12 protein-coding genes are annotated in these 12,076 nt (G+C 44.6%); 5 read left to right on the forward strand and 7 right to left on the reverse strand.

The window, feature by feature from the left end; translation table 11 throughout:
* Positions 1 to 51 precede the first annotated feature (51 nt).
* The gene (gene tsaE, locus ACOJR9_RS17600) at positions 52 to 534 is read right to left on the reverse strand and encodes a tRNA (adenosine(37)-N6)-threonylcarbamoyltransferase complex ATPase subunit type 1 TsaE (RefSeq protein ID WP_420934179.1); all 483 of its coding nucleotides are present in this window, start codon (positions 532 to 534) and stop codon (positions 52 to 54) included.
* A gap of 80 nt (positions 535 to 614) precedes the next feature.
* Positions 615 to 2,117, reverse strand: a complete 1,503-nt coding sequence (locus tag ACOJR9_RS17605; protein ID WP_420934180.1) for an NAD(P)H-hydrate dehydratase — start codon at positions 2,115 to 2,117, stop codon at positions 615 to 617.
* A 6-nt stretch (positions 2,118 to 2,123) separates the two neighbouring features.
* On the opposite strand from ACOJR9_RS17605, the gene queG reads away from it, so the two are divergent.
* A complete protein-coding gene (queG, locus tag ACOJR9_RS17610; protein WP_420934181.1) occupies positions 2,124 to 3,281 on the forward strand; it encodes a tRNA epoxyqueuosine(34) reductase QueG in 1,158 nt (385 codons plus the stop codon).
* Between the two features lie 146 nt (positions 3,282 to 3,427).
* Here the strand turns inward: queG and ACOJR9_RS17615 are convergent, their stop codons facing one another.
* The 3 genes from ACOJR9_RS17615 to nudC all read right to left on the reverse strand — a co-directional run bounded on the left by ACOJR9_RS17615 (position 3,428) and on the right by nudC (position 6,214).
* On the reverse strand, positions 3,428 to 3,922 hold the full coding sequence (locus ACOJR9_RS17615) for a hypothetical protein (RefSeq protein WP_420934182.1): 495 nt from the start codon (positions 3,920 to 3,922) through the stop codon (positions 3,428 to 3,430).
* Positions 3,923 to 3,976: 54 nt separating this feature from the next.
* The gene (gene hemE, locus ACOJR9_RS17620; RefSeq protein WP_420934183.1) at positions 3,977 to 5,068 is read right to left on the reverse strand and encodes a uroporphyrinogen decarboxylase; all 1,092 of its coding nucleotides are present in this window, start codon (positions 5,066 to 5,068) and stop codon (positions 3,977 to 3,979) included.
* Positions 5,069 to 5,380: 312 nt separating this feature from the next.
* A complete protein-coding gene (nudC, locus tag ACOJR9_RS17625; protein ID WP_420934184.1) occupies positions 5,381 to 6,214 on the reverse strand; it encodes an NAD(+) diphosphatase in 834 nt (277 codons plus the stop codon).
* 542 nt (positions 6,215 to 6,756) lie between these two features.
* On the opposite strand from nudC, the gene ACOJR9_RS17630 reads away from it, so the two are divergent.
* The 4 genes from ACOJR9_RS17630 (at position 6,757) to ACOJR9_RS17645 (ending at position 9,435) form a co-directional block, all read left to right on the forward strand.
* Positions 6,757 to 7,230 (forward strand): transcriptional repressor, encoded by a 474-nt coding sequence (locus tag ACOJR9_RS17630; protein ID WP_032097701.1) that lies wholly within the window; start codon positions 6,757 to 6,759, stop codon positions 7,228 to 7,230.
* A complete protein-coding gene (locus ACOJR9_RS17635) occupies positions 7,220 to 7,684 on the forward strand; it encodes a chemotaxis protein CheX (RefSeq protein WP_420934185.1) in 465 nt (154 codons plus the stop codon). Before ACOJR9_RS17630 ends, ACOJR9_RS17635 begins: the two co-directional genes overlap by 11 nt.
* On the forward strand, positions 7,674 to 8,111 hold the full coding sequence (locus tag ACOJR9_RS17640) for a secondary thiamine-phosphate synthase enzyme YjbQ (RefSeq protein WP_420934186.1): 438 nt from the start codon (positions 7,674 to 7,676) through the stop codon (positions 8,109 to 8,111). Before ACOJR9_RS17635 ends, ACOJR9_RS17640 begins: the two co-directional genes overlap by 11 nt.
* 118 nt (positions 8,112 to 8,229) lie before the next feature.
* Complete coding sequence (locus tag ACOJR9_RS17645; RefSeq protein WP_420934187.1) at positions 8,230 to 9,435, forward strand: OmpA family protein; 1,206 nt, start codon at positions 8,230 to 8,232, stop codon at positions 9,433 to 9,435.
* Positions 9,436 to 9,527: 92 nt separating this feature from the next.
* Here ACOJR9_RS17645 and dnaB read toward each other — a convergent pair whose 3' ends face one another.
* Both dnaB and ACOJR9_RS17655 read right to left on the reverse strand, forming a co-directional pair.
* Complete coding sequence (gene dnaB / locus ACOJR9_RS17650; protein ID WP_420934188.1) at positions 9,528 to 10,913, reverse strand: replicative DNA helicase; 1,386 nt, start codon at positions 10,911 to 10,913, stop codon at positions 9,528 to 9,530.
* A gap of 360 nt (positions 10,914 to 11,273) precedes the next feature.
* A complete protein-coding gene (locus ACOJR9_RS17655; protein WP_420934189.1) occupies positions 11,274 to 11,744 on the reverse strand; it encodes a hypothetical protein in 471 nt (156 codons plus the stop codon).
* Between the last annotated feature and the right edge of the window lie 332 nt (positions 11,745 to 12,076).

The following is a 12,076-nucleotide window of genomic DNA, read 5'->3' on the forward strand; positions in this document are numbered from 1 at the left end:
CTTTACGTCTTCACTCTCACGTGAATTACGCAAGATGTAATTTTGTCGTTTTTATATACGTTTACATTGCTGGAGCAGCTTTGCGCCAAGTGCAGATTTTGACTCTAAAACAAACTGCCTACCCGATGGCGTTGCATTTATATTAATCACTAAGTCCGGGGATGCCAAGTACTCTCCCCCCTTTTCCGCCCATTCAACAAGGGCAACCGCATCACCGCCAAAATAATCGCGTATGCCCATGAATTCTAATTCTTCAGGATCTGATAAGCGATATAAATCAAAGTGATATATATTGACGCTGTCTAACTCATAAGGTTCAACCAGTGTATAGGTAGGACTTTTAACACTGCCTGAATGACCAAGTGCCTGAATAAAATAACGGCTAAATGTAGTTTTTCCAGCGCCGAGGTCGCCATTGAGAAAAACCACCACATTAGCGGGCAACTGGCTAGACACTGCTTGAGCAAGGTCTTGAGCTAGTAGCGATGTATCATCAACATCGCTAGCAAAATAGGAGGACTGCGGGTAAGACATCGACGTTATTCCACTAAAACTAAACTGTGCAGTAAATATCTTACAAACCGTAAATCAAAAAGGCTTTGTCAAAAAAGCACTTATTTGTGGTTTATCAAGCGACGAACTGCATCAAAAAAATCACTTGCTATCATACCACGTTGTCCATACTGTTGGGCAATATCATCACCCGCTTTTGCATGCAGTACTACGCCATACTTCGCCGCAATATCGGTCTCTACACCTTGAGCGAGTAACGCGCCTAAAATACCGCTGAGTACATCGCCACTGCCAGCGGTTGCCATGCCGGGGTTGCCATGTCGACATACCCACGTCTGTTTCTCGTTGTCGATTAACGTACCTGCACCTTTTAGTACACACACCGAGTGATAGCGCTGCGAACACTGGCGAGCATAGTTAAACCGATCGCTTTCAACGTCATCTATCGACACGCCTAACAAACGAGCGGCTTCACCCGCGTGAGGCGTGAGAATACTTTGCGATAGCGTGAACGCCGTAGACTGCTTGCACAGTATATTGAGCGCATCAGCATCAATAACGATAGGTTTGTTCGTCTGTTGGCAATGTTTAAGCGTGGTAGAGAATGCCTCTTCAGCCCACTCGTCCTGACCAAGGCCAGGCCCGATAACAACACAACTTGCCCATTGAAGGGCATCGTCTAACCGGCTATCGGTTACCATTAATTCAGGGCGCCCAGCGCTTACCTGCACAACGGAAGATTGGTGAGTATAAACCCGCACCATTCCCGCACCACTTCGAAGCGCCGCTTCGCCCGCTAAACGAATGGCTCCGGCAGTCCCCTTATTACCACCTATACATAGCAATCGACCATAAGTGCCTTTATGACTGTGAACATCCCTTGGTCCCATGCCTTTAAAGTGGTCTATGTTTAACATGGTAGCGCTCGCCTTTGCCAACGACTGAAACGCATTACCAATACCTAAATCTGCATAAACCAATTTACCGCACGATTGTTTACCCGCTCCTGTGACTAACCCGGGCTTGATGCCGACAAAAGTTACCGTAATATCAGCTTGCACACAGCGACCTAAACTTTGTCCGGTATTAGCGTCTAACCCAGAGGGAACATCAACACTAACCACTGGTGTATCGCTGCTGTTTATGGCATCGATAACATCGGCGAACTCGTTTCTGATGTAGCTATTAATTCCCGTGCCTAATAACCCATCAATGATCACATCGGCTCGCTCAAGTATTGAGGCATCGAAACATGCTACCGTACCACCTGAGTCAAGCCACCGCTTTTGCGCGAGTCCAGCATCGCCCTCTAACACTCTCTCAGGCTCAATGGCGCACACATACACCTGCTTACCCGCTAGCTTTGCGTTCATTGCGGCTATGTATCCGTCTCCCGCATTATTGCCCTGCCCCACAAGAACGAGATAAACATCGGAATTAGGAATTAGCTCTAAGCACTGCTTAAAAACCGCGTCTCCAGCGCGCTGCATCAATGTAAACATGTCACAGTTTGAATTAGCAGCAGCTAACTTTTCATTTTCCCGAACTTGGTCGGCTCGAAATAATTTGTATGATAAACTTGACGTGAGTTGAGTATCTAGCATGAGAAAATGTCCGCAATTAATTCTATTGATCTCGTTGAGTTAACCCACAATATCAAGGCTTGGGGAGCTGCGCTAGGCTTTCAGCAAGTTGGTATCAGCGATATTGATCTACATCAGCACGAGACTCATCTACAAGATTGGCTAGACAACGACTATCACGGCGACATGCACTTCATGAAAGCGCATGGCATGAAACGGGCTCGGCCAGACGAATTGGTGCCCGGTACGCTAAGAGTAATCAGCGTGCGAATGAATTATCTGCCACCCGACGCGTCTTTTGCCAAACACCTTAAAACCTCAGACATTGGCTACATCAGTCGCTACGCCCTTGGGCGAGACTATCATAAAGTGCTCCGCAAGCGACTTAAGCAACTGGGTGAGAAAATTACTGCTGCGTTAAGTGCTATCGAATATCGTGATACCGAATATCGGCCTTTTGTAGACTCTGCCCCTGTGCTAGAGCATGCCATTGCTGAAAAAGCTGGACTAGGCTGGACCGGAAAACACAGCTTAACGCTTAATAAAGAGGCCGGCTCTTGGTTCTTTCTAGGCGAACTTTTTATTAACTTGCCGTTGCCCACCGACTCTCCTATTGAAGAGGGCTGTGGAAGCTGTACAGCCTGTATGACTATTTGCCCAACCAATGCCATTGTAGCCCCTTACAAAGTGGATGCGAGACGATGCATTTCCTATCTTACCATTGAGTCAGGCGAAGATATTCCCGAGGAACTTAGACCTCTGATGGGCAACCGTATTTATGGTTGTGATGATTGCCAGCTTGTTTGCCCTTGGAACCGCTACGCAGATGTGACAACCGAAGAAGACTTTTATCCAAGACAAGTACTGCACGGACAATCCCTCTTAACCTTATTTTCCTGGAGTGAGGAAACGTTTTTAGCCAACACGCTCGGCTCACCTATCCGCCGCATTGGTTACGAAAAATGGCAGCGTAATATTGCTGTGGCTATAGGTAATGCGAACTTTAGTGAAGATAATATTACGTTGCTAAAGGCACAAAGAGGAATGGTAAGCGAGCAAGTTGATAGGCATATCGATTGGGCTATAACGCAGCAAACTGCAAAAGCTCATTACGAAGACAGCGAACAGCGCAAGCAAAAAAGGCTAATCAGAGTTATCGAAAAGGGACTTGTGCGAGACGCCTAGCTAGACAAAGGTTGCTACGGCTACAAGCGAATTGGTTACAGGTAACTGGCGGATCACACTGACACAAGTCAAGTGTATTCACAAAGCAAATCTATTTGACCGAGCTTTCAAGCGCTTTTGGTTAACGCGTTGTTAATCGGGGGCTCTTAAGAAACGACGTTATCTACTTGCTTTTGCTCACGAGGCATAAAAGTCGCCGTAAACTTTACCTCTTCGCTTAGTAGGGCGTCGTATGATGACTCCATTGCCCCAAACGTCCACCAAGAGCGGTTTGGAAAACCTTTTACTACATCGTTGAGTTCATCAATGGTACCAATAAATACCCCCACGATCTCACAAGCAACCTGAGTACAGGCGATATTTTCAAGGGAAAATAATCGTGCGTATGGCGAGGTATCAAAAAACTGGCGTAAATCTCTCTCAGCTGCTGACACATCGGCAGTTTCTCTTTCTTCTTTAACTTTCGTAATAGGCTTTACAATTTTTAACTCGCTGGTTTGCGTAGAACGAGAACGCGCTAAGACATCGCTTAGACGTTCATGTTCTACTTTTGAGTGGTCTAATTTTTGTTGATAAGAGACCACCTTAAAACCGGCAATAACAGAAAAAGCGACAAGCAGCACTAACAGCCAGGTTTTCATTGTTTATCCTTTTTCACCTGCTAATGATTAGAGCATGTTGACCCAGCTGCTGATTTATTTATGGTATTGCTTACTTAGCTTGTGCACAGAGTCAACGAAGACACCTGCATTTTCAGGCGGCACATCTAAGTGAATACCGTGACCTAAATTGAACACATGACCAGAGCCTTCTCCGTATCCTTTCAATATAGTGCCCACCTCTTCTTCAATTCGCTGAGCAGGCGCATAAAGCATGGATGGGTCCATGTTCCCCTGTAGTGCGACTTTATCGCCAATGCGGGCACGGGCTTCTTTGATATCGATAGTCCAGTCTAGACCAACTGCATCACAGCCAGTGGCTGCGATAGACTCTAACCACATGCCGCCATTTTTGGTAAACAAGGTAATAGGGACTTTTCGACCTTCGTTTTCTCGCGTCAACCCACTCACGATGCGTTCCATGTATTGTAGCGAGAACGCTTTGTAGTCACGAGGCGATAACACACCGCCCCATGTATCAAATATCATGACGGACTGGGCACCGGCAGCAATTTGCGCGTTAAGGTACGAGGTAACTGAATCAGCTAATTTTTCCAGTAACGTATGGAGTATTGCGGGCTCTGCAAACGCCATTTTCTTAATTTTTGTAAACGCCTTACTTGAGCCACCTTCAATCATATAAGTCGCTAGCGTCCACGGGCTGCCAGAAAAGCCAATTAACGGAACATCGCCCTTAAGCTCTCTGCGAATAGTGCGCACTGCGTTCATCACATACTGCAGTTCACCTTCAGGATCGGGAATACCAATTTTATCTACGTCGGCTTTACAGGTGATAGGCTTTTTAAAACGCGGGCCTTCCCCTGCTTCAAAATACAGCTCTAACCCCATGGCATCTGGAATGGTTAGGATATCTGAAAATAAAATTGCTGCATCGAGAGGGAATCTTCGCAGGGGCTGCAACGTCACTTCGCAAGCAAGCTCCGCATTTTTGCACAGTGACATAAAATCACCAGCCACAGCGCGTGTTGCTTTGTATTCTGGTAAGTATCGACCTGCTTGTCGCATCATCCATACGGGTGTTACATCAACCGGCTTTTTTTCCAACGCCCGCAAGTAACGGTCGTTCTTTAACGCTGGCTTATCGACATTAGGAATATTTTGCGACATATAACTCACCTGATTTGAGATTAAAATTTAGCGCCAAAATTATACCAGTAATTATCTCTGTGTGCGTAAAAAACCTTAATTCAAACACATGCTTTCGATGTATGTGCCCCGCAGAGCGACGAGTAGTGTGTGTAAATAGCGACAACCTCAATGCAACAAAGTTAATGGGATAAATTTACTTGCGCTTTTAAAACACCTTTGCTATTACTATACACGCTAACAAAAAAAAGCCTCTAAGAGGACCGTGCTAAAAAAACCTAGAACCCTGCTCCGGCAGGGTTTTTTATTTGTCGCTTATTAACGACAGAGGGGTTATTTTTCGCCTATCAACGACAAGGTTTCCGCAATAAGCTGTCCAGCAATTGAAACCTTAGGCGGTATGTTAGGTAGCGCATCAACGTCAAACCATTGAGCATCGTCTATTTCATTTTCTTGGCACACGATATCGCCACCATCGAATTCGACGATAAACCCCACCATTAATGAGTGAGGGAATGGCCACGGCTGACTGTTGAAGTAGCGTAGATTTTTTACTTTCACCCCAACTTCTTCAAAAATTTCTCTGTGCACGGCTTCTTCAAGACTCTCGCCGCTTTCCACAAACCCAGCCAGCGTAGAGTACATATTTGCCTCTTTGTGTCTGACGCCTTTGGCCAAAAGAAGCTTTTCGCCATTGTGAATAGCAACAATCACACACGGAGATACCCTAGGATACGTGCGATGCTTACAGCGATGGCATTGCATTGCCATCTCCCAGCTTACTCGCTCCATTTCAGCGCCACACTGCCCGCAAAACTTGTGGGTTCGTAAAAAATGGATATATTGCCAAGCACGACCCAACACAGAAAACGCTATATTTTGTTGTGTAAATAAAAGCTGGCGCAATGAAACTCGTTCCCAGCCAGGGCTTTCGATGTGTTCAGAGCCAACGTCAACCACGTATATGGGCGATTCAGTCTCCGCAGTATCGTTTAGAGGTGGCAATTCATGCACGTCTTCGTGATAAGATGCTAAAAACGAGAGCTCATCAAAATGCGCTTCAGGCAATGTAGGCTCATTTTCACGCACTACGATTTTCCCACGGCTGAAGATTACCCATATTGCTCTGCGCTTACTGAGTTCAGTAACCGATAAATTAATCATCATAGGTTGAGTACCCTCTTATTGTTCCGTCGCTTTTTCTCGTCATCGAAAACAAGGCGTTAGGCCTATAATACTGATTTCTGTGAAAAATGCTGAACGTCGTCAGACAGCATAAATGAAAGTGTGATTGCTGTTCGATTCAACAATGCGTTTTGTGTTGAATATTTGCAGATAAAATAGCGTTGGCATTTGTGTAGTAAAAGCACGGTGTTATACTCTGAACAGCTTGTCATGACAAAATCGAATTTGACGCAGTATCTGAAGTCTAGCATTAAAGTGAAGCCTTTAAAGAAGATAGTTAAGAGTAAAACAACATAAAATCGCAGGTATGAGAAATTTATTTTCGCGCTGTGCGATCCCTGACTATTAGGCTTCGTAGAAGTTGTACCTGTTTCACTTAACAATGACGCTAACGACTAACAATGACGCTAACGACGGCTGCTTTGAAATTTATAAGTAACTTATGATGCTGTTAAAACAAAAACTTTTAGTAGCTTAACTAATGGCCAAGGTAATTTTTAAGGCCGAGCTAACGGTAGCGATACATGAATAATATGACACTAATTCACAAAGCGCGTGCCTACTGCGAACAGCGCGGAGCTAGGTTTACGCCATTGCGAGAGAAAGTGTATGAAATACTGCTCGCTAAACACGGGCCTATGGGTGCCTATGAACTACTCGATTCGCTCAAAGAAACAGAATCTAGCGCCAAGCCAGCCACCGTTTATCGGGCATTAGATTTTTTACTCGATTTCGGTTTTATTCATCGTTTAGAATCTACTAACGCGTTTGTAGCCTGTTATCATTTCGGGTGCAATCACCCAGTACAGTTTTTAATATGCGACAGTTGCGGCGATGTGGCAGAAATTCAATCTGAAGGTCTAAAGGACACGCTAGACAGTCAAGCTGAAGCACACGGCTTTCGCGTTTCTAAACAAACCATTGAAGCACATGGACTTTGCGCAGAATGTCAGAAAACGGAAGATTCCTCACTTAAGGAGCAAGTACATGAATGCTGATTTTGTAAATCCGTTTATCGGCGGTTTACTCAACGTAATGGAAACGATGGCGCAAACCAAACTTACACCAGGCAAACCAAAGAAAAAGCAAAGCGACGTGGCTAAAGGCGATGTGTCTGGATTAATCGGGATGGTAGGTCCTAACGTAAGAGGGTCTATGTCGATTACTTTCGATGAAGCCCTAGCCCTTACCATTATGGAGCGCATGGTGGGAGAGCGACCTGATAAGCTTGATGCCGAAGTAGCCGATATGGTCGGTGAAGTCACCAACATGATATGCGGAAATGCCAAACGGGATCTAGCCGAACGTGGATATGAGTTTGGTATGGCAACACCCATTGTGGTGTCTGGTCATCAGCACACCATTAGTCATCAAGTAGATGGCGCTAAAATTATTCTTCCATTTATGTGTGATGAAGGACTAGCTCATTTGGAAATCTGCTTTGACAAATAATGTCTGGCAGTCTGAAAAAATTACACTGCCTTCTTTCCACCGAGGCTTTCACCTCATCACAGATAAAATTGTCGAAGCCCTACCTTCGCTGCAGATTGTTGAGGTTGGTATACTGCATTTGTGGCTACAGCACACAAGCGCAAGCCTCACGGTAAATGAGAATGCCGACCCTACGGTCCGTCAAGATATGGAAGCTTACCTTAACCACAGTGTAAGGGAAGACACGCCTTATTTTAAGCATACCTTTGAGGGTAGCGACGATATGCCAGCCCATATTAAATCTAGCCTCTTGGGGTGCGAAATAACTGTGCCCGTACAGCAAGGAAAACTTGCACTTGGCACGTGGCAAGGTATCATGCTCGGCGAGCACCGCGTCAGCGGTGGAAGACGCACTATTATTGCCACACTACAAGGGAAAGCAGCTTAGCCCGCATAATAATTGGCATGCTTTGTGCATTACTCCTTTAAACGAGTATAAAACTAAGCTCGCAAGCACAAAATAATTATCAACTTGATAATCACTCAACGTTAAACAGGATGTGACTATGAAACACAACTTTAAAATAGCAGCGCTTTCTCTTGCTGTAATGGCTTCAACGAATGCGTTTGCACAGGAATCTTCAGAACCAGACTACAAGCACTGGATTGGCCTTTCAGGCATGTACTACAATGCCGACGAATCTCGTCCTTTGTCTCTTACCGAGGGCAGCCCTTATGATGACGGCAAAGGCCTGTCTCTGGAATACGGGTTTCGCTTTACACAAAGCTGGGCTGCTCGTGTCGAATTTACCGATCTAGATTTAGACAGCACATCTGGTATTGCTGCAAATGACGCAGATGGTGAGATGGTTGGCGTTGATGCTATGTACTTTATGCCTGATGACGCTTATTTCCTATTTGCTGGTGTTAAGCGCCAATCAGTCGGTGTATCTACTACTCAAGGTAACATCGGTATTGGTAAACACTGGAATGTTCATGAGTCTGTAAGACTGATCACAGAAATTGCCGCTTATCACGATTTCGGCGAAGATTATAACGACTACAGCGTAAAAGTAGGTATTGCAGTACCTTTTGGTAAAAGCACGCCTGCAGCGCCAGTAGATAGTGACAACGACGGCATTGTAGATGGTAAAGACCAGTGCCCTATGACACCTGCTGGCGTTCGCGTTGACGCAACCGGTTGCTCTGTCGATAATGATAACGATGGTGTAATGAACAGCGTTGATCAGTGTCCAAATACCCCAGCAGGTACCCAGGTAGATGCAATGGGTTGTGCAATAAAAGATTCAGACAACGACGGTGTTGTTGATAGCAAAGATATGTGCCCAGATACAGAAGCTGGTGTAAAAGTTGATGCCAAAGGCTGTACGGTGTTTGGTGAAGAAACGGTAGAAATTACATTACGTGTTCTTTTCGACAGTGAAAGTGCCGTTGTTAAAATGCCAAAAGATCCAGAAATCTCTGAATTTGCAGAGTTTATGAAGCAGTATCCTTCTACCACAGCGGTGATCGAAGGTCATACTTCTGCGCCGGGTACTGAGTCATACAACATGGACTTATCTGAGCGTCGTGCTGCTAACTTTAAAGACGTTATGGTTGATATGTATGGTATCGATTCTTCTCGTCTAGACACAGTAGGTTACGGTGAAACACAGTTGTTAGATTCAGCAAGTAATGCCGAAGCTCACCGTGTAAACCGTCGCATATCAGTGACAGTTAAAGACACAGTTAAAGTAGCGGAAGAAAAGTAAATCTTAGCTAGATAACGAAAAAAGGCGCCTGAGTGCGCCTTTTTTGTATCTTTTTTTACTGGTGCTATTAAAGCGGTTAACCCGCGTCGATACTAATAATCCTCTGCCATGGCGGGCCCTGCATAATTATCGAAGCGCGAGAACTGGCCTTGGAAGGTAAGTCGAGATGTACCAATAGGCCCGTTACGCTGCTTACCTATTATAATTTCTGCGATGCCTTTATCTTCACTGTTTTCGTGATACACCTCATCACGGTAAATAAACATGATTAAGTCGGCATCCTGCTCGATAGAGCCTGATTCACGTAAGTCAGAGTTAACCGGTCGCTTGTCAGCTCGCTGCTCCAGGGTACGGTTAAGCTGAGATAGAGCCACTACCGGCACTTCCAACTCTTTTGCTAGCGCTTTCAATGAACGTGATATCTCCGCAATCTCAAGAGTACGGTTTTCGCTTAATGAAGGAACGCGCATGAGTTGAAGATAATCAATCATGATAAGACTGATACCGCCACGCTCTCTGGCAAGCTTTCTTGCTCTACTACGAACGTCCATGGGTGTTAGGCCTGACGAATCATCAACAAAAAGGCGATCTTTATCTTTTAGCATTGCCATCGTATTTGAAATTCTAGCCCAATCTTCATCATCTAACTGGGCGGTTCTAATCTTTGTTTGGTCCACACGACTTAAAGATGCGAGCATACGCATCATGATTTGCTCGGAAGGCATCTCAAGACTGAATACTAAAACCGGTTTCTCTTCTGCCATCATGGCATTTTCGACCAAATTCATCGCAAATGTAGTTTTACCCATTGATGGTCTCGCAGCAACAATAATTAAATCTGAAGGCTGCAAACCACTGGTTTTTTTGTCTAAATCAGTAAACCCTGTTGTTACGCCAGTTACTTCTTTATTTGTCTTAACCAACTCTTCAAGACGGTCAATGGTTTTGCCTAGTACAGACTCAACATTGCGAGGACCTTCATTTTCACCGGTTCTACGTTCAGCAATTTCAAACACACGGCTTTCTGCTAAATCGAGGATATCAGCACTGTCTCGCCCCTCTGGATTATAGCCAATCTCGGCAATCTCATGGGCAACACCTATAAGCTCTCTGGTGATCGCACGCTCGCTGATAATTTTAGCGTATGAGACTACATTAGCTGAGCTGGGTGTGTTTTTCGCCAACTCGCCGAGGTAAGCAAAACCACCGGCATCCTCAAGCTGATCATGCTTTTCTAGCTCTTCAGATACGGTAATCAGATCGATGGGGTTGCTAATATTTAAAAGACGGGTAATCGCTTTAAATATAATTTGATGCGAACGATTGTAAAAATCTGTCTCAGTGACAAGTTCCGCTACTTTATCCCAACTCTCTGGATCGATAAGCATACTGCCTAAAACAGACTGCTCCGCCTCTATACTGTGAGGGGGAACCTTCAATTTTTCTATATTCTTATCGCCTTGGGGGGGAGATGCCACGTATCAGACCTATTGTGATAAAACAAAAACAGTACACTATTATGCGCTTTTACCACGCGTGTCTCAATAAACTTACGCCGCATTCTCTGTAACAGGGCAATATTAAATCAGATAATATTAAGCTAATTCTTGAAGCATTAAACAGCACAACGCGTTTAAAAACGCACAGCGTTTTAATGCTCACGGGCTCGCTAATGCATAGCAGTCTCATACACGTTACCTGTTAATGGCTATGTTGTTTGCTCACCAGTTATTGAGAAATAAGGGAGCTAACGTTAGGGCACTCTGATGCTCGAGGGACAGTGTTATTGTTGCCGCAACAATTTACAGCAAAGGTCAAAGAGCGTGAGACAACGCTTTTTAAATCGTCGCTTTTTCCAAACGAAAAAACGAACCATTGGAGGGTATAACTGCACTGTTATCTTTCTGAATAAGCAACGTACTACCTAGTAACGAAACATCAGACGCACACGTGAGTTTAATCTTTGTTATCTCATCACGAGAAAATCCAATGTGCTGCGGGTCTACTTTGTACTGTGCGTAAAAGTCATCTGAATTTAACCTTTCAGTATCGTATTCAGGTGCTTCACAGGCGAATTGAGCTAACCGAGCGGAAGTGGCCGAGTAGGTGAAAGAACTTCCAAGCACACTGCTTTTTTTTGTGTTTAGGTTGCTCATTTCATCTTGGTACGTATCCGTTATCACCCACGTTCCCTCATAAAGAGATGGTTTGCCGATGGCGCATCCAAGTGTTAACGCGCAAATGCCAAACGCGCCTAGGATAAGGCTATGAAATTTCCAAAAGCGTCTAACATGTCCAATAATCTTCACTGCTATCTCCATTATTTCTCAATCTATTGTGGCTTCCTGCAACCTATCACTGCTATTACCTTCGCTTTTACAATCGTGCTCATCATAGCAGCTGCTATTTAGTGCGTGTTGATCTGACACAACCTTATCGCTTTGACGTTGAGTTCAAGGAAAGCTGGGGGAGCAAAGAGGAAATTTGTTACGTTTTATCTGTTAATTTGTATCAAAAAAAGCCGCCTTTGTATGAGCAGCTTTTTATCTATCGATTTTTAACGAACCACACCATGATTAATAAATGCGGACTAAATATGATTATTCAACCTAGTAAACGAATTGGAAATGCACTAGCTTAT

This window comes from Alteromonas ulvae, from assembly GCF_048987005.1.
Taxonomy (GTDB): Bacteria; Pseudomonadota; Gammaproteobacteria; order Enterobacterales; family Alteromonadaceae; genus Alteromonas.